This is a genomic window from Albidovulum salinarum (assembly GCF_025673475.1).
GTDB classification, from domain to species: Bacteria; Pseudomonadota; Alphaproteobacteria; order Rhodobacterales; family Rhodobacteraceae; genus Albidovulum; species Albidovulum salinarum.
Genome location: NZ_JAOVQO010000011.1, coordinates 19,369 through 37,447 on the forward strand (window position 1 = coordinate 19,369; position 18,079 = coordinate 37,447).

Sequence of the window (18,079 nt, forward strand, 5' to 3'; positions counted from 1 at the left end):
GGCTCAGACCGCCTTCGGTTCGACGAACATCCGGCCGCGCATCTCCATGTGGAGCGCGTGGCAGAACCACTGGCAGTAGAACCAGTGCACGCCCGGCCGGGTCGCCTTGAAGGTCACCGAGGCGGTGGCCTGCGGCGCGACCTCCATGGCGATGCCGTAGTTCGACAGGCAGAAGCCGTGGGTCACGTCGTCCACATCGTCCATGTTGGTAATGTAGACGGTCACCTCGTCACCTTCCTTCACGGTGAATTTCTCCATCGAGAATTCCGGTGCCACCGAGGACATGTAGACCCGCACCTTGTCGCCGTCGCGGATCGGCTCGTCGTGGCCCCAGTCGAGGTCGACGCCGTCCGCCTCGGCCTGCTTGCGCGCGTCTTCCCACATCGGGTCGTCGCGCTTCCAGACATTGAGCGGGTTCACCTTCGAGCGGTGGACGAGGATGTTGTCATGCGGCTCGGCGAAGGTCGGGCCGTCGTGGACCACCTTCATCTCGTCCGACGAGATGTCGATGAGCTGCTCGTTCTCGGGCTTAAGGGGACCGACGTTCAGGAACCGGTCCTTGGAGAACTTGTTCATCGAAATCAGCCACTTGCCATCCGCCTCGGAGGTCTCGCCCATCGTGGTCGAGTTGTGGCCCGGCTGGTAATGCACGTCGACCTTGGAGATGATCGGATCGACGTCCTCGCCGGCAAAGGCGCGGATGGCCTTGTCGATGTTCCACTTCACGACCTGGCTGTCGAGGAAGAGCGTGGTGAATGCGTTGCCCTGCCCGTCATAGGCGGTGTGAAGCGGCCCGAGGCCCAGCTGCGGCTCGGCTACGATGCAGGACCGCGGGTCGGCATCCTCGGTGAAGAGCGCCTCGACCTTGTCGACGTCGATCACCGAGACGGTGGGCGAGAGCTTGCCGTTGATCACGACGTGCTTCTTGTCGGGCGCGGTGTTGACGCCATGCGGGCTGTTCGGGATCGGGATGTAGCGGGTGTAGTTCTTGTTCGAACCCTTGCGCCCGTCGAGCACCGGCACGCCGTTCAACTCCTGGAAGTCGCCCGCCGCGACGCCCTCCTCGATCGCCTTGATGTTGAAGACGACGACATGGTCCATCTCGCCCGCCGTCATCTCGGCAAGGTTCATGCCCATTTCCGAGTTGTAGGAGGTCGAGAAGGCATATCTGCCCTGGTAGTCGCAGTCGGTGTTGTCGAGGTTGCCCGAGACCATCACCTGCCACGCCACCTTCATCTCGTCGCCGTCGATGGCGCTGAAGATGTTCACATACTGGCTCGGGTCGTCAAGGATCTTGCCGTCGTTGACCAGCGGCGCCTCGTGTTCGCCGTTTGCGAAGACATAGCCGGTGCGCGGGTACTTCTGCGGCCGCATGCCGTGGATGTCATGGGCGTTCGGGATCTCGATGATCTTGTCGCATTTCATGACGTCGCAGCGCACCCGCGCGACGCGGGTATTGGCCTTGTCGTTCATGAAGAGGTAGCGCCCGTCATAGGTCCCGTCGGTAAAGGACATGTGCGGGTGGTGAAGGTCGCCGTTGTCGTAGGTGACCTTGCCCTGCGAGGCGAGGAAGGCCTTGGTCTCCTCGGTCAGGCCCTCGGTCAGGACCTTCAGCGACTCGTTGGTCTGGCCCCAGCCGGTGGCAGAGCAGCGGTTGAAAACCGGCACGCGCATGAGTTCGCGCATCGAGGGCACGCCCATGATCCGAAGCTCGCCGGTCTGGCCCGAGGACCAGAAGCCGTAATACTCGTCGAGTTCGCCCGGCGCGAGGTGCGGACTCGGCGACTGTGCGTTCGCAGGCGTGGCGCCAAGCAGGCCGAGCCCGGCCCCTCCGGTCGCGGCCAGGACCGAGCTTCCGGCGGTCGCGCCGAGCATGCCGCGCCGGGTCATGGCGAGTTTCTTGAAGGCTTCAGACATCCCGATCTCCTTTCGGTCAGGTTTCGGCCAGTTCCCGGTCTTGCCGGGATCGGGCCATTTTCGGTGCTTTCCCCACGGACGCCCGCCGCTTCAGCTGGCGGATGACCACGGGGCATTTCGCGTCGGACTGGTAGAGGACCTGGCAATGCAGGCAGTTGACGCATTCGTTGGGACTGATCTCTCCGGTCGGGTGGATCGCCTGGACCGGGCATTCGATGGCGCAGGTCTGGCAGGGATGGCCGCAGTCCTTGTAGCGCTTGAGCCAGTCGAACATGCGGATCCGCGCCGGGATCGCGAGCGCGGCGCCCAAGGGGCAGAGGTAGCGGCAGTAGAACCGCTCGACGAAGAGGCCGGCGATCAGGAGCGCGGCGGCGAAGACCACGAAGGGCCAGTCGCGGACGAACTTGAGGATGATCGCAGTCTTGAAGGGCTCGACTTCGGCCAGTTTCTCCGCCGTCGGGATCGAGGCAAGCGAGACGCCGAAGAGGACGAGGAAGATCACGTATTTCACAGGCCAGAGCCGTTCGTGCAGGCCCCAGGGCAGGGTCCATTGGGGCACGCCAAGGACCCGCGCGATCCGGTTCGTAAGCTCCTGCAGCGCGCCGAAGGGGCAGAGCCAGCCGCAATAGGCGCCACGGCCCCAGAAGATCATCGCGGCGGCCACCGCGAACCACTGGATGAAGACCAGGGGATCGAGGAGGAACGCGTCCCAGGTGAAGCCATCGCGGAGGCTCCCCGCCAGCGCCATCAGGTTCACCACCGAGAGCTGCGCATTCGCGTACCAGCCGATGAAGACGAGCGTGACGGTGAGGAACCCCATCCGGAACCACAGGAAGGCGCGGGCGTCCCGCGTCGCCTGGACCTGGAAGAAGAAGGCCGCCGTCAGCACGAAGAGCATCACCCCGAGGGCGGCGATCTCGACGGTCCGATCACGCCAGATCCGCTGCCAGAGCGCGGTCTTGGCCGCGGCTTCCTCGGCGGCGGCGGAGGCCTCGGTCGCGGGCGCCGCGGCGGGCAGCAGGAATCGCTCCGGCAGCCGGTAGTCGAGGTCAAAGGTCAGGAAGGTCTTCTCCACCGCGCCGATGGCACGCTGCGCGAGAAGCTGGATGCGGAACGGCTCGGCCGGATCGAACCCGGCATCGGCGGGAATCTTGAAGATGTCGAGTTCGGTGAAGCTCGGTGCGCCTTCCGCCGCGACGACGCCAAGGCGCCGGTGCTGCTTGTCGAAGAACCGCACCGCGCTGTCGCCCTGGATCAGCTGGATCCGGTCGAAGATGCCGCCCCGCACATAGCCCGAACCCTTGAAGGAGTAGCGCCCGCGCCCGAGGATCAGGACCGCGTGCTCGCCCTCGCCGAGCCAGTTCGTCAGGTTCGCGTATTCCGCCTCGCCAAGAAGGCTCCGTCCGATTGCCGGCACGCTGACGAGCGCGGCCTGCATGTCGATGAAGACATCCTCCGGCGCGCCGGGCTCCGGCCGCGCGATGGCCTTCGCGTCGCCGGTCGCGGCGAAGGCCGCGTTGATCTGGCCCACGTCGAGCGCGAGCCGCCGGATCGAGCCGTCGCCGGCGAGCGTTGCCCAGTCGGCCGTCTCGGTCACGGCGGGGTCGAGCGCGCGGGCCGGCCCGCCCTGCGCTTCCGGCGCGAGCCCGCCGAGGCCGAGCGCACGGGCGACCTTGATCCCGGCGCGGATGATCGAATCGTCGATCACCATGATCGTCACGGTGGCGCCCGAGATTATGTCGAGGTCATGCGCCGAGCCGCCGGCGGCGGCCTCGGCCTTGAGGTCGATCCCGGCATAGCTCTCGGTCAGCGCGCGGACCTTCGAATCGGGGATGCCGATCAGCACGATCGGCTCGGAATGCTTGACGAGCTCCACACCGGTCAGCACCGCCTCCGGGGAGATCGCCGCGACGACATGGATGGGCTTGCCGGAGTAGCCCGTGGTGCCGACGAAATCCGAGGTGAGAAACGCCCATGCCACGGTTTCGCCCTTCGCCGTCACGGGCGCGACGGGCAGGTCGCCGCGGATCGCGCCGAACCCGTCGGCGCCTTCCGCGAAGGCCGCGGGATCGAGGTCCGGCAGGAAGTCGGCCAGCGTCTCGGCCTTTGCGGAGCGCGGGATCGGCGCGAGCAAGAGGACGAGCGCCAGGGTGATCAGGAAACGTAGCACGGGCAATCCCAGTATTCGCGGTTCCGCGCCAGAAGCACCCGGAGCACCCCGGATGTCGTTGACTTAGGTCAAGCTGCCGGGGGTCGGTTCCGATAACCCGATAAAAATCGTATCCTTATTTGTCACAGGTCAAATCGCGGGCCCGGCCTGCGCGGTAGCGAGGGCGCAAGGACGGGGCCCGAGTCGGCCCCCGATCGTCATTGACGACCACGCGCAAAGGACAGGACATGATCACCAGCGCCGACCGCAGGATCGCCCGCAACTCGCTTTTGCTGTCGAAGCTCGAGCCGGAGATGGCCGACGCCGTGCTCGACCAGTCGCGCGAGGTGACCTTCGAGCGCGGCGCGGCGCTCTTCCTGCAGGGCGAGACGGCGGATTGCATCCACATCGTCGTCGACGGATGGGTGAAGCTCTACCGGATCGCGCCGAACGGTGCCGAAGCCGTGGTCTGCGTCTTCACCCGCGGTCAGAGCTTCGGCGAGGCGCTGGCCTTCCAGAAACGCGACTATCCGGTGGCGGCCGAGGCGGTGACCGAGGCGCGGGTGATCCTCGTCCCCGCCCGCGTCATCGCGGCCCTGATCCGCGAGACGCCGGAACTGGCGATGAGCCTTCTGGCCGCGACCTTCGTGCATCTCCACGGCCTCGTATCGCAGGTCGAGCAGCTCAAGGCACAGACCGGCGCGCAACGGGTGGCGGAGTTCCTGCTGGAGCTCTGCCCGGTCGAGGAGGGCGCCTGCACGGTCACGCTGCCCTATGACAAGGTGCTGATTGCCGGCCGGCTCGGGATCAAGCCGGAAAGCCTCTCGCGCGCCTTCGCCCGGCTCAAGGAGCATGGCGTGAGCGTGCGCAAGAACCACGCCGCGATCCGCAGCGTCGGCGGGCTTCGCGCCTTCGCCGAGAGCGACCCGGCCGAGGCCTGGAGCAAGGCGCTCTAGACAGCGGTCAACCCAGACGGATCGCGGGAGTCTCAAGCGCCTCCCCTCCCCCTCCCTCCCCCACGAGGGGGGAGGGAAGCGCCAGGGTCCAATCCGGCGCGGCACTGCCCCGCCCCGCGGCGTTCAGCCGACGATGTAGAGCCCCAGGAGCAGCACCCCGACGAGCGCGAGCACCCAGTCCGCGCCGCGCATCCAGAATGGCGCGCCGGCGAGGCGGAGATAGGTCGCGAGAATGGTCCGCGCCTTCGCGAGGCCCAGACCGAGGATCAGGATCGAGGTAAGGCGGCCGGGATCGGACCAGTCGGCAAGCGCCGCCGAGAGGAGCGAGAGCCCGATCAGAAGCGCCCAGGCGCGGGGAAGCGGGTCGCGGATCATGGCTCAGCCCATCAGGTAAATCACGGGGAAGAGCAGCACCCAGACGAGGTCGACCATGTGCCAGAAGGCCGCCGCCGTCTCGACCGGGTAGGGCCGCAGCCTTATCGCCACTAGGCCGAGGATCAGCACCCCGGCCGCGACATGGGCGGCGTGAAAGCCGGTGAGCAGGTAGTAGAAGGTGAAGGCCGCGTGGCTCTCGACCCCGATCCCCTGGGCCGCAAGATCGGCATATTCGAAGCCCTTCACGACGAGGAACACCACCCCGAGTGCCATCGCGAAGGCGAGCCAGAGCCGCCCGGCGCCAAGACGCGCCGCCTCCGCCGACCGCGCGGCCAGCGCTGCCGCGACGCCGCTGGTGACGAGAACCGCGGTGTTGAGCGCCGCGGCCGCCGGATGAAGCGCCGCCTGCGCCGTGGCGAAGCCCGCCGGGTCGGTCGCGCGCACCGCGAGAAAGGCCGCGAGGCCCGCGCCGAAGACCAGCAGTTCCGAGACGATCAGCACCCAGATCATCAGGTCGCCCGGCAGGTCGTCGAACGGCCCCGTCTCGGTCGGCGAGTCGGTCATGCGCCGACGAGCCTGCGGTAGATCTCGGGCAGCGCGGTGATCAGCCGGTCGGGATGCGGCACGAGCGCATAGCCGCCGCGCCCGAACATGCGCGGGAACCACGACTTGCCGTCGCGGTCCACGGTGATGCCGAAGACCGCATGGCCCGCGCGTTCGGCCTCCCGCACCGCCATGCGGCTGTCCTCGATGCCGTGACGGCCCTCGTAATGGTCGAGGTCGTTCGGCTTGCCGTCGGTGATGACGATGAGGAGCCGGCGTTTCTTCGCCTGCCCCGAAAGCTCCGCCGAGCAATGCCGGATCGCCGCGCCGAGCCTTGTGTAGAAGCCGGGGCGCAAGGCGCCGAGGCGCTGCTCCACCACGTCCGTCATCGGCTCGCCGAACTCCTTGCAGCCGGTGACATAGACCCGGTCGCGCTTCAGCGAGGAAAAGGCGTGGATCGCGAAATCGTCGCCGCAGGCATCGAGCCCCCAGGCGAGGGCTGCCAGCGCCTCGCGCTCGATGTCGATGACGCTGCGCCCCGTCACCGCGCTCTCGGTCGAGCGCGAGGTGTCGAGCAGGATCGAGACGGCAAGGTCGCGCGCCACCGGCCGCGTCTGGCGCCAGATCCGCTCGCTCGCGCGGCCGGTGGCGTTGAACTCGACCTGCGCACGCACGGCGGCCTCGAGATCGAGGTCGTCGCCGTCCGGATAGCCCGGCTGCGACATGCGCCCCGGCCTCAGCGCCTCGAACTGGCGGCGGACATGGGCGATGCGCCGAATCGCCGCCGGATCGGCGCGGAACGAGGGCACCGCGTCGCCCGGCTCGATCTTGGAGGCGAGGACGCGGGCATGGGCGGCAAGGTACTGGCCGGTCCTGACGTCCCATTCGGGGTAGAGGAACGTGCCCGACAGGGCCTCGCGGTCGACATCCTCGGGCGCGAGATCGAGATGGAGCTTGAGCTTCGTCGCCGGGGCCTTGGAGACCTGGCCGAGGCCGATCTCGTCCTGGTCCTCGGCGGCCTTCTTGGCGGCGTCGTGGTCGTCGTCCTCGACCCGCCGGTTGAGGTTCAGGAACTCGGCCCAGCTCAGGATCGCCTCGAACTTGTGGAGGATGAAGCTGTCCTTGCGCTCGGCCTGATCGGCCTTGCGGCGGCGGGCGCGGGTCGTGCGGCCCTCGCTGTCCTCGGGAGTGCCGTCGGTGTCGCGGGTCTCGACCTCCGATCCCGCGGAGGCGTCGGCGGGGCGCAGGTCGGGCCAGAGCGGCACCGGGCGGAACGGTCGGTAGCGGCGCGGCGCCGTCACGTCAGTGGCGCCAAGCAGCGCCTCGGCGCGCGCTGGCAGCGGCGCGGGATCGCCGAGCGCCTGACGCACCAGCGCCTCCACCGCGGCCTCGGTTTCCGGCAGGGCGGGAAGGTCGCGCTGCCGCAGGTAGGCGCGGGCCAACTCGTCATGCAGCGCCCGGAGCCCCGGCGCGTTTTCCAGCGTGAGGCCAACCATCTCGCGCGCCGCCGCGATGGCGCGCAGGTCGGCGCACAAGGGATCGGTCTCGGCGACCGGGCCGCCGGCATGGGCGGCGGCGGCGGCGAGCCAGACATAGAGCGCGGCATTGGCCTCGCGCATCGGGAAGACCCCGAGCCCCTCGGGCAGGCGCAGAACCTCGCCGTCGAAGCTCGCGCGGGCGACCCGCTCGGCCTCGGTACCGAGGCGGCGGGCGAAGGAGAGCCGGTGGTGGCTCACCTCGTCGCGCGCCGGCCGGAACTCGACCGAAGGCGCGCCGCCCAGGCCGCGAAAAAGAACCGCCAGCCGCCCAGCGACCTCGGAGAGGTCGACGCGGGCTTCGTCATGCGCCTTCGGCGCGTCCAGACGGCTGGCAAGCGCGTGCCACAGTTTCCCGACGCTTTCCTCGGGTTCCCATGGCTCGAACTCGATCCTGCCCATGGCCGGCCTCACCCGAAAACGGCCGTTGCAAGATCGAGCAGCCCGCGTTTGACGTCCTCGTCATCGGTCAGGGGCTCGACCATCGCGACGCGGATCGCGCGGTCGACGCCCATCCCCCCGGCGATCAGCGTCGCGGCATAGACGACGAGCCGGGTGGAAACGCCCTCCTCCAGGTCCTGCCCCTTCAGCCCGCGAAGCTTGCCGGCGAGCCGCACGAGCGAGCGCACACGCCCCTCGTCGAGGCCGCTTTCGCGGGTGACGACGGCGATCTCGTGCTCGGGCTTCGGGAAGTCGAACTCCATCGCCACGAAGCGCTGGCGGGTGGAGGGCTTCAGCGTCTTGAGAATGTTCTGGTAGCCGGGGTTGTAGGAGGCGACCAGCATGAAGCCGGGTGCTGCCTCCAGCTCCTCGCCGGTGCGGTCGATCGGCAGGATGCGGCGGTCATCGGTCAGGGGATGCAGCACAACGGCCACGTCCTTGCGCGCCTCCACCACCTCGTCGAGATAGCAGATGGCACCCTCGCGCACCGCGCGGGTCAGGGGGCCGTCGACCCAGACCGTCTCGCCGCCCTTGAGAAGATAGCGCCCGATCAGGTCGGCAGCGGTAAGGTCGTCATGGCAGGCGACCGTGTAGAGCGGCCGGCCGAGCGCGGCCGCCATATGCGCCACGAAGCGGGTCTTGCCGCAGCCCGTCGGCCCCTTGAGAAGGACCGGCAGGCCGTTGCCATAGGCGGCCGCGAAAATCTCGCACTCGTCGCCGTGAGCGAGGTAGAAGGGGGCCTCGGCCCCCCTCAGGTTGATGTTTCCGTCCATCATCGCGCTCACTCCGCGGCAGACATGGACGCGGCGCCCCGCGCGATGATCTCACGCCGCGGCACGAGCACCGCGTAGATGAAGAGCACCGCACCGAGCACGACCGCCACGCCCGAGCCGAGCCGCATCGCGTAGAAGATCCAGAGCTGGTCCTGCACCTCCATGTAGTTCATGCCGAGGACGCGCTGGAGATGCGTCTGCACGGTGCCCGCGAAGGTCAGCGTGAAGGTCATGAACACCATGCCGCCCGACATCAGCCAGAACGAGGCCATGTTGAGCACCTGGTTGTAGGGGTCGCGCCCTTTCAGGAGCGGCAGCGCGTAGGACATGATCGCGAGGTTCAGCGCGACATAGGCGCCGAAGAAGGCGAGGTGACCGTGCGCGGCCGTGATCTGGGTGCCGTGGGTGTAGTAGTTCACCCCATGGAGCGTGTGCAGGAAGCCCCAGACGCCGGCGCCGAAGAAGGCGAGCGTGGCGCAGCCGAGCGACCACAGGAGTGCCGCCTTGTTCGGGTGGTCGCGGCGGCCCTTCCAGACCATGACGAAGGCGAAGGACATCATCGCGAAGAACGGGATCACCTCGAGCGAGGAGAAGATCGACCCGATCCACTGCCAGTAGGCCGGCGTGCCGATCCAGTAGTAGTGGTGGCCGGTGCCGAGGATGCCCGAGAAGAGGGCGGCGGCAACGATGACGTAGAGCCATTTCTCCACCACCTCGCGGTCCACGCCCGTCAGCTTCAGCATCAGGTAGGCGAGGATCGCGGCCATGATCAGCTCCCACACGCCTTCGACCCAGAGGTGGACGACATACCACCAGTACTGCTTGTCGAGCGCGAGGTTCGACGGGTTGTAGAAGGCGAAGAGGAAGAGGAGCGCGAGGCCCCAGAGGCCGAGGAGCAGGATGTTGGTGATCGCGGTTTTGCGACCCTTCAGCACCGTCATCGTGACGTTGTAAAGGAAGATCAGCGCCGCGACGACGATCCCGGCCTTCACCCATTTCGGTTGTTCGAGGAACTCGCGCCCCTCCTTGCCGAGAAGGAAGTTCCCCTCGAAGAGGTTGAAGAGATAGGTCACGACCACGCCCGCCGTGCCGAGCACGAGGATCGCGAGCTGGATATAGGCGAGCTTGGTCGAATGGATCTCACGCTCGGCCTCTTCCGGGATGAGGAAGTAGGCCGCACCGAAGAAGCCGGTGATCAGCCAGACGACGAGGCTGTTGGAGTGGAGCATCCGGCCGATGTTGAACGGCAGGATCTCCGAGAGGAAGTTCGGGGCGACATAGATGTAGCCCAGGACGAGGCCCATCGTGACCTGAACCGCGAAGAGCGCGAGCGCGACCGCGAAATAGGCGAGGGCGATTTTCTGAGTCTGATATTTCATGATCGTCCCTCCTCAGCCCGCGTCGTTCGGGGGCCAGTCCTGCGTGCGGATCTTGTTGGTCCACAGCAGGAAATCGGTAAGCTCGCGGTATTCCTGATCGCTCAGGCCGAAATTCGGCATCTGGCGGCGACCTTCGATGCCGGTGGGCATCGCGTCCATCCAGGCTTTCAGCGACTCGTAGGCCGCTTCGGGGTCGTCCGCGACACCCCAGCGGGTCATCACGTTGCCGAGTTCGGGCGCGAAATAGGCGCCCTCGCCGAGAATCGAATGGCAGTTGATACAGGCGTGCTTTTCCCAGATGTGCTTGCCGGCGGCCACGCTTTCCGTCAGCCCCGCTTTGTCGGTCGAGGTGTTGACGATGTAGAAATGGCTGTGGGCCGACAGCCCCAGGAAAATCACGATGAAGAACAGGGAGCCGCCGTAGAAGACGTTCCTCGCCATGCTCTTGGTCATGACTTCGCGCATTGCGCTCTCCTTTTTCGGAGCGGTTTCAGTGACGCGACAAAGCCCGGAAAACCGTTGCGGCGCCTTAACATAAGTCAAGCAGCAACGCGGCTATGCCCATTCGTTCGACCGGGCGCCTTGGGCGCGTCCTCGCGCGGCGCGCGCGGCCCCCAGAAGGCCGGCCAGAGCGCCACCGTGGCGAGCAGGAAGGCCGCGAGCCAGAGCCCGCCCGAGACGAGCATCGCCGGCATGTAGAGATCCGGCGGAAGTGCCGCGCCGCCCCAGCGCACAAGGGCCGCGAGCGCGACGAGCACATAGCCCGCCGCCACCGGCCCCGGCGCGACGAGCGGGCGCCCGGTATGGCCGAGCGTCGCCCGACTCATCATCGCCAGCGTCATGCCGCCCACCGCGCCGATCGCGACGAGGTGGAGGGCGGCGTTCTCGTCGCCGATGCCGTGCCGGGCGAGACCGTAAGCGATCATTCCGAGCCCGAGCATCAGGTAGGCGAGATGCAGCGCCCAGAGAATCGGCCGCGCCGCCGTCCAGAGCCCGCGCCAGCCCGCGAGCCGGGCGAGCAGCGCCGCGCCGGCGAGGAGCGCGATGGCGCCGGTGATCGCAGCCGGCAGCCCCGCGAAGATCGCGAGCGGCAGCGCGATGGCGCCCGCATTTCCGGCGATCTCAAAGGGACGCCGCGACACCGGCAGGCCGGTCTCGCGGCCCGACTGGACCATCGCGTTGCGGGTGAAGGCGGGGGTCACTCGCCCGCCGAGAACCGCGATCATCGCCGCAAGGCCGAAGAGCCCGCCGCGCAGGCCGGCCTCGAGCGTATCGGCGGTCACGCCGATCCATTCGAGATGCACCATCAGGTTGCCGGTCCAGACGATGGCGATGAGGCCGAGGAACATCACGTTCTGCGGCTTCGGCCGGCGGATGAGCTGGGTCGCGATCTTCGCCGCGAGAACCGGCAGGAAGGCAAGGTCCGCAACCGCGACGATGACGGGCGGCAACGTACCAACCGACCAGAGCGCGACCCGCCCGAGAAGCCAGAGGAAGGCGGCGGTCGCGATGAAGAGATGCCGCGCCGCCTTGGCGCCGGTCCAGTTCGGCACCGCCGTCAGGAAGAATCCGCCGAGAGCTGCCGCCGCGTAGCCGAAGACCATCTCGTGCGCGTGCCAGAGCTGCGGCGGCACCGCATCGGGGACAAGCCCCGCTAGCCCGCCCATGCCCGTCGAGACGGCGGCGAGCCAGGCCTCCCATGCCGCAACGGCAAGGATCGCGTAGAGAGCTGCGGCGAGGAAGAAGACTCGAAAGCCCTCTCCGAAAAGCCGTTTGATGGCGGTCATTGGGAATCTCCGGTCGCACCCGGCGCCCGGCTGCGGCGCTTCAGGATCGTGCAGGTGGTGGCGTCGTGATAGATCACCTGGCAGCGCAGGCAGAGGACGCATTCATTGGGATTGATCCGGCCCAGAGGGTCGATCGCGCCGACGGTGCATTTCGTCTCGCAAAGCCGGCATTCGCGGCCGCATTGCGGGCGCCGCTTCAGCCAGTCGAAGATCTTCAGCTTCGCCGGGATCGCGATGCCCGCGCCCAGGGGGCAGAGATAGCGGCAATAGAACCGTTCGACGAAGAGCCCGGCGACGAGCAGAAGGGCGACGAAGGCCAGGAATGGCCAGGCACGCAGGAATCGCAGGGAAATCGCGGTCTTGAACGGTTCCGCCTCGGCCAGCACCAGCGCGTCGTGCATCGAGTAGAACGACAGCGCGAGGATCGCGAGGAAGAGCGTGTACTTGATCACCCAGAGCCGCTCGTGCAGCGCCTGCGGCACCGCGACCTGCTTGACGCCAAGCCGCGCGGCGGCATTGTTCAGAAGCTCCTGCAGCGCCCCGAACGGGCAGAGCCAGCCGCAATAGACCCCCCTGCCCCAGAACAGGAGGCCGAGCGCGGTGAAGCTCCAGAGGATGAAGATCACCGGATCGACGAGGAAGGTCTCCCAGCGGAATCCGGTCAGGAGCGAATGCAGGAAGGCCACGACCTGCACCACCGAAAGCTGCCCGTTCAACCCCCAGCCGAGAACGAGGAACGTGGTAGCGAGGAAGCCGAGCCGAACCCGGCGCCAGAGCATCGGCCGGCGCACGAACCCTTCCTGCAGGAAGAGGATCAGCGTCAGAACCGAAAGCATCGCCGCGACGATCACGATGGCGGGGCGCTTGTTCTGCCAGGCCGAGCGCCAGAGCGGCTCCGGTTCGGGCGGCGGCGCCAACTGAAACGCGTCAGGCAGCGCGTAGTCGGCGCCGATGACGGTCGTGACGTCATCCCTGCCGCTCTCGGCCGGACGGGTGGCGGTGATCTCGACCCGGAAGGGCTCCTTGGGATCGAAGCCCTCGGCGGCAAGGCGGTAGATGCCGATCTCCTTCACCGCCGGGGCGCCCTCGATGTGGAGCTTCTTGACGAAGATGTAGTCGTCCTTCGTCGGCTGCAGGCGGACGCCGCCCTGCACCACGGCGATCCGGTCGAAGCTGCCGCTCTGGCGCCAGGCGGTGCCGCGCGGCGAGTGCAGCCCCGACGAGATGAGGATCAGCGCGACATCCTTGGCCCCGAGCGCGCCGATGGCACGGGTGAAGTTCTGCTGGCCGAGGAGATTGCGCCCGACGGTCGGGGGGTCGATCAACCCGGCCCAGAGGTCGAGGAACGGCGCTTCCCCCTCGGGTGGCGGGTTCTTTCCGCCCTGGAGAACCGCCCGCGCTTCGCTGAGAGTCATCGTCGCATGGGCCAGCGCACCGGTGGCGACGAGCCCCTGCCAGTCGAGCGCGGTGTAGCCGACGCGGTCGATCCCGCCGGTCTCGGAGATCAGGCCGCGGCCGATCGCGAGCGCGCGCGCGGTGCGCAGGATACCGTCGCGGATCGCGGCGGTCGAGACGGTCGCGCGCGAGATGATGTCGGGCATGTCGGCGCGCGCGTCGGCCAGGCTCTCGCGCGGGGCGGTCAGGTCGACACCGGCGAAACCGTCCACGTAGCGGGCGATGTCGGCATCCGAGATACCGAGCGTCAGGACCGGCTCGGCATGGGCCATCAGTTGCGCCCCGGCGATCCGCCCGTCGGGCGCCAGCGCAACGATCACGTCGAGCGGGCGCCCGGAATAGCCGACCGAGCCCGCGACCTCCCAGGTCGAGCCGAGATGGCCGAGGACCGAACCGCCTGCTTCGGCGCGCCAGCCCGGCACCGCGCCCTCCTCGCGGATCACCGTCACCGGACCTTCGGCGCCAAGAAGCTGCGCCGCGAGCACGGCATCGGGCTCCGCCGGCGCGATCGCATCGGCGGCGAGCCCCGCGGCTTGGGCCACGGTGGCGAAAAGTGCGAACAATCCGGCGGCCAGAAGGCGCCGGACCGGACTGATCAGGGGCATCGGAGCCTCCGGGCTCGGACTGTCGCGCCAAACTGCGCCGGGGGGAATTTGTCTACCTTGATCAAAGTCAAGGTGCGCCCGCGGGCTTCGGTGCAGCGTCTTCCTGCCTCACCAGCGATCGGAGATACCCGTCATGAATACTCAGCCAATCCGTGGCAGGCGGCGCCTGCTCGCCAGCGCGGCCCTTGCCGTGGCGCTTGGCGCGTCGGGCGCAGTCGCGCAGGAAAAACCAGCCGACCATGTCGACGGCCCCGCCGCCGCCTACGAGCCGAGCATGACGACGCTCGGCCAGCTCCAGCTGGAGATTCCCGGCCGCAAGGCCGACGACCCAGTGATGACCCAGGAGGAATTCAACGAAGCCTCGACCATCTACTTCGAGCGTTGCGCCGGCTGCCACGGCGTTCTGCGCAAGGGCGCGACCGGCAAGCCGCTGACGACCGACATCACCCGGGCGAACGGCTACGAGTACCTACAGAGCTTCATCAACTACGGCTCGCCCGCAGGGATGCCGAACTGGGGCACCTCGGGCGAGATGACCGAGGCGCAGGTCGACCTGATGGCCCGTTACCTGCTTCTGGAGCCGCCGGCGCCGCCGGAATTCGGCATGCCGGAAATGCGCGCGAGCTGGAAGCTGATCGTGCCGCCGGCGGACCGCCCGACCGAGAAGATGAACGACATCGACATCGACAACCTGTTCTCCGTCACCTTGCGTGATTCCGGTCAGGTTGCGCTGATCGACGGCAAGACCTACGAGATCCATGCCGTCATCGACACCGGCTACGCGGTCCATATCAGCCGCATCTCGGCCTCGGGCCGCTATCTGTTCGTGATCGGCCGCGACGCGCTCGTCAACATGGTCGACCTCTGGATGGAGACTCCGGCGACGGTCGCGCAGATCAAGGTCGGCTCCGAAGCCCGCTCGATCGAGACCTCCAAGATGGAGGGCTACGAGGACAAGTACGCCATCGCCGGCAGCTACTGGCCGCCGCAATACGTGATCATGGACGGCGACACGCTCGAGCCGCTGAAGATCGAATCGACCCGCGGCATGATCTACGACGAGCAGACCTACCACCCCGAACCGCGGGTGGCCTCGATCGTGGCCTCGCACTACAACCCGGAATTCATCGTCAACGTGAAGGAGACCGGCAAGATCCTCCTGGTCGACTACTCGGACATCAAGAACCTCAAGGTGACCGAGATCGAGGCCGAAAGGTTCCTGCATGACGGTGGCTTCGATTCGACCAAGCGCTACTTCCTCGTCGCGGCCAACGCGCGCGGCAAGGTGGCGGTCGTCGACACCAAGGAAGGCGAGCTGACCGCTCTGATCGAGACCGGCGGCGCGACCCCGCATCCGGGCCGTGGCGCGAACTTCGTCCACCCGGTCTACGGGCCGGTCTGGGCGACCTCGCACCTCGGCGACGAGACCGTGGCGCTGATCGGCACCGATCCGGAAGGTCATGCCGATCATGCCTGGAAGATGGTGCAGAGCTTCTATGCCCTCGGCGGCGGCTCGCTCTTCATCAAGACCCATCCGGAGTCGAACCACCTCTATGTCGACGCTCCGCTGAACCCGGACCCGGAAATCTCGGCCTCGGTCGCGGTCTTCAAGATCGACGAGATGACCGAAGCGGAGCCGGAATACGTGACGCTGCCCATCGGCGAATGGGCCGGCATCGCGGAAGGCCAGCCGCGCGTCGTCCAGGGCGAGTTCAACAAGGAAGGCACCGAAATCTGGTTCTCCGTCTGGAACGGCAAGGAGCAGGAATCGGCGATCGTCGTGGTGGACGACAAGACGCTTGAACTGAAGCATGTGATCAAGGACCCGCGCCTGATCACGCCGACCGGCAAGTTCAACGTCTTCAACACCCGTCAGGACGTCTACTGACACCTTTCGGGGAGGGCCGGTAGCGGCCCTCCCCTCCCAAGCCAGCCGAACCGGAGTGCCGCTGCGATGACAACCGAGGGTCAGGTCCATCTCGTCGGCGCCGGGCCGGGCGACCCGGAGCTTCTGACGCTCCGCGCCCACCGACTTCTTTCCGAAGCCGACGTGATTGTGTACGACCGCCTCGTCTCGCCCGAGATCATGGCGCTGATCCCGGCCGCGACGCGGCGGATTTCCGTCGGCAAGGCCACCAGTCACCACACGATGCCGCAGGAGGCGATCAACCGGCTCCTCGTCGATCTCGCCCGCCAGGGGCTCAATGTCGTGCGCCTCAAGGGCGGCGACCCCCTGATCTTCGGGCGCGGCTCCGAGGAGGCAGAGGCGCTCCGCGATGCCGGCATTGCGCATGACTACGTTCCCGGCATCACCGCCGCTCAAGGAGCGGCCAGCACCACCGGCGTGCCGCTCACCCATCGCGGCCTCGCGACCGGCGTGCGCTACGTCACCGGCCACCGTGCCGCCGATGCCGCACTCGACCTCGACTGGGACGGGCTCGCCCGGCCCGACACGACGCTCGTGATCTACATGGGCGCCGCGACCATGGCCGCGATCGCCGCCGAACTCATCCGCCGTGGCCGACCCGCCGATCTGCCCGCGATGGCGGTCGCCTCGGCGACCACGCCGCGCGAGGCTCGCGTCGTCTCGACGCTGTCGCAGGTGGCCGAGGAGGCCGCCGGACTGGAGGCGCCGGTCCTTTTCATCGTCGGCGAGGTCGTCTCGCTCTGCGCGGCCCAGCCGCTGCCCGAACTCCTCGCCGACCTGCCGATGGTGGCCAATGCGTAGCCTCCTCGCCCTCGCGATCCTCGGCCTCGCCCTGCCCGCCGCGGCGATGGAGGCCACCGACGCGGCCCGCCTCGAACGGCTGGTCGTGCAGGATTGCGGCTCCTGCCACGGGCTGACGCTGAAGGGCGGGCTCGGATCGCCGCTCACGCCCGAGGTCCTGGCCGATGCCGAACCCGAGGGCCTCGCCTCGATCATCCTCGACGGCGTGCCCGGAACGGCAATGCCCCCGTGGCGGCCGCTCCTCACCGAGGAGGAGGCGCTCTGGATCGCCCGTTACCTCAAGGACCCGTCGCAATGAAATACGTGCTTCTTGCCCTCCTCATGGCGACGCCCGCGCTGGCCGACGAATACCGCGCGACCGGCGATCTCGGCCTCATCGTCGAGCGGGCGACCGGCTCGCTCGTCGTCGTCGACCAGTCCGACCGCGCCGCGATCGGACGGATCGAAGGTCTGGGCGACCTTTCGCACGCCTCGCTCGTCTATTCACCGGACGAACGTTATGCCTATGTCTTCGGCCGCGACGGCGGGCTCTCCAAGGTCGACATCCTCAGCCGCGAGATCGTCGCCCGCGTCCTGCAGGCCGGCAACTCGATCGGCGGCGCGATCTCGGATGACGGCACGCTCGTCGCGGTCTCGAACTACGAGCCGGGCGGGGTCCGGGTCTTCGACGCCAAAACGCTGGAGATGGTCGCCGACATCCCGACGGCGTCGAAAACTATCGGCCTCGTCGATGCGCCCGGCCGGCGCTTCGTCTTCACGCTCTGGGACAAGGGCGAGACCTGGATCGCCGACATGAAGGGGGCCGAACCGGCGATCACCAAGGTCACCGGCATGGGCACCAATCCCTATGACGCGCTTCTCGCCGGCGACGGGCGAACCTACATCACCGGGCTTTTCGGCGAGGACGGCCTGACCGCGCTCGACCTCTGGGACGAAACGCCGGAGCCGATCCGGGTGCTGCCCGGCTACGGCCGCGGCGAGGAGGAGTTGCCGGTCTACAAGATGCCGCATCTGGAGGGCTGGGCCGAGGCGGCGGGCGAGTTCGTCCTGCCCGCGGTCGGCCATCACGAGGTCCTCTGGATCGACGCCAGCGACTTCACCGAGACAGGTCGCACGCAGACCCACGGCCAGCCGGTCTTCGCGATGGCGCGCCCCGACGGGCGCCAGGTCTGGGTCAACTTCGCCCATCCACTGAACGACACCGTGCAGGTGATCGACCGGATGACGCACGAGGTGATCCACGAGATGAAACCCGGCCCCGCCGTCCTCCACATGGAGTTCACGCCGCGCGGCCACGAGGTCTGGATCTCGGTCCGCGACGAGAACCGCGTCGACATCTACGACACCGAGACCTTCGAGAAACTGGGCGAGGTGGCGGCGGAAAGCCCCTCGGGCATCTTCTTCACCGCCCGCGCCCACCGGACGGGACTGTGACC

15 protein-coding genes are annotated in these 18,079 nt (G+C 67.8%); 5 read left to right on the plus strand and 10 right to left on the minus strand.

Annotated elements, in window-relative coordinates; translation table 11 throughout:
• Positions 1-3: 3 nt before the first annotated feature.
• The gene (gene nosZ, locus OEZ60_RS12470) at positions 4-1,917 is read right to left on the minus strand and encodes a TAT-dependent nitrous-oxide reductase (protein WP_263336637.1); all 1,914 of its coding nucleotides are present in this window, start codon (positions 1,915-1,917) and stop codon (positions 4-6) included.
• Positions 1,918-1,933: 16 nt separating this feature from the next.
• Positions 1,934-4,093 (minus strand): 4Fe-4S binding protein, encoded by a 2,160-nt coding sequence (locus tag OEZ60_RS12475; RefSeq protein ID WP_411709803.1) that lies wholly within the window; start codon positions 4,091-4,093, stop codon positions 1,934-1,936.
• Between the two features lie 221 nt (positions 4,094-4,314).
• On the opposite strand from OEZ60_RS12475, the gene OEZ60_RS12480 reads away from it, so the two are divergent.
• Complete coding sequence (locus tag OEZ60_RS12480; RefSeq protein WP_263336642.1) at positions 4,315-5,022, plus strand: Crp/Fnr family transcriptional regulator; 708 nt, start codon at positions 4,315-4,317, stop codon at positions 5,020-5,022.
• 123 nt (positions 5,023-5,145) lie between these two features.
• On the opposite strand, the gene OEZ60_RS12485 is transcribed toward OEZ60_RS12480, so the two are convergent.
• From OEZ60_RS12485 to OEZ60_RS12520, 8 genes are all read right to left on the minus strand, one after another.
• Positions 5,146-5,397, minus strand: coding sequence for a nitric oxide reductase F protein (locus tag OEZ60_RS12485; protein ID WP_263336644.1), 252 nt, complete (start codon positions 5,395-5,397; stop codon positions 5,146-5,148).
• A gap of 3 nt (positions 5,398-5,400) precedes the next feature.
• Positions 5,401-5,961: a cytochrome c oxidase subunit 3 gene (locus OEZ60_RS12490; RefSeq protein WP_263336648.1), complete on the minus strand. Its 561-nt coding sequence runs from the start codon at positions 5,959-5,961 to the stop codon at positions 5,401-5,403.
• Positions 5,958-7,877 (minus strand): nitric oxide reductase activation protein NorD, encoded by a 1,920-nt coding sequence (locus tag OEZ60_RS12495; protein WP_263336650.1) that lies wholly within the window; start codon positions 7,875-7,877, stop codon positions 5,958-5,960. Before OEZ60_RS12495 ends, OEZ60_RS12490 begins: the two co-directional genes overlap by 4 nt.
• A gap of 8 nt (positions 7,878-7,885) precedes the next feature.
• Positions 7,886-8,689 (minus strand): CbbQ/NirQ/NorQ/GpvN family protein, encoded by an 804-nt coding sequence (locus tag OEZ60_RS12500; protein WP_290428730.1) that lies wholly within the window; start codon positions 8,687-8,689, stop codon positions 7,886-7,888.
• 8 nt (positions 8,690-8,697) lie between these two features.
• Positions 8,698-10,068 (minus strand): cbb3-type cytochrome c oxidase subunit I, encoded by a 1,371-nt coding sequence (locus OEZ60_RS12505; protein WP_263336653.1) that lies wholly within the window; start codon positions 10,066-10,068, stop codon positions 8,698-8,700.
• Between the two features lie 12 nt (positions 10,069-10,080).
• Positions 10,081-10,533, minus strand: coding sequence for a c-type cytochrome (locus OEZ60_RS12510; RefSeq protein WP_263336655.1), 453 nt, complete (start codon positions 10,531-10,533; stop codon positions 10,081-10,083).
• A 74-nt stretch (positions 10,534-10,607) separates the two neighbouring features.
• Entirely contained in the window at positions 10,608-11,855 is a 1,248-nt protein-coding gene (locus OEZ60_RS12515) for an NnrS family protein (protein WP_263336656.1), read from the minus strand.
• Complete coding sequence (locus OEZ60_RS12520) at positions 11,852-13,915, minus strand: NosR/NirI family protein (protein WP_263336659.1); 2,064 nt, start codon at positions 13,913-13,915, stop codon at positions 11,852-11,854. The genes OEZ60_RS12515 and OEZ60_RS12520 overlap by 4 nt, the downstream gene beginning before the upstream one ends.
• Positions 13,916-14,048: 133 nt before the next feature.
• Here OEZ60_RS12520 and OEZ60_RS12525 point away from each other — a divergent pair, with 133 nt between their 5' ends.
• The 4 genes from OEZ60_RS12525 to OEZ60_RS12540 all read left to right on the plus strand — a co-directional run bounded on the left by OEZ60_RS12525 (position 14,049) and on the right by OEZ60_RS12540 (position 18,077).
• Positions 14,049-15,803, plus strand: coding sequence for a nitrite reductase (locus OEZ60_RS12525; protein WP_263336660.1), 1,755 nt, complete (start codon positions 14,049-14,051; stop codon positions 15,801-15,803).
• A 66-nt stretch (positions 15,804-15,869) separates the two neighbouring features.
• Complete coding sequence (gene cobA / locus OEZ60_RS12530; RefSeq protein WP_263336662.1) at positions 15,870-16,643, plus strand: uroporphyrinogen-III C-methyltransferase; 774 nt, start codon at positions 15,870-15,872, stop codon at positions 16,641-16,643.
• Positions 16,636-16,941 carry a c-type cytochrome gene (locus tag OEZ60_RS12535; protein ID WP_263336664.1) on the plus strand — a complete coding sequence of 102 codons (306 nt, stop codon included), beginning with the start codon at positions 16,636-16,638 and terminating at the stop codon, positions 16,939-16,941. Before cobA ends, OEZ60_RS12535 begins: the two co-directional genes overlap by 8 nt.
• Positions 16,938-18,077: a cytochrome D1 domain-containing protein gene (locus OEZ60_RS12540; protein ID WP_263336665.1), complete on the plus strand. Its 1,140-nt coding sequence runs from the start codon at positions 16,938-16,940 to the stop codon at positions 18,075-18,077. Before OEZ60_RS12535 ends, OEZ60_RS12540 begins: the two co-directional genes overlap by 4 nt.
• The last annotated feature ends 2 nt before the right edge of the window (positions 18,078-18,079 follow it).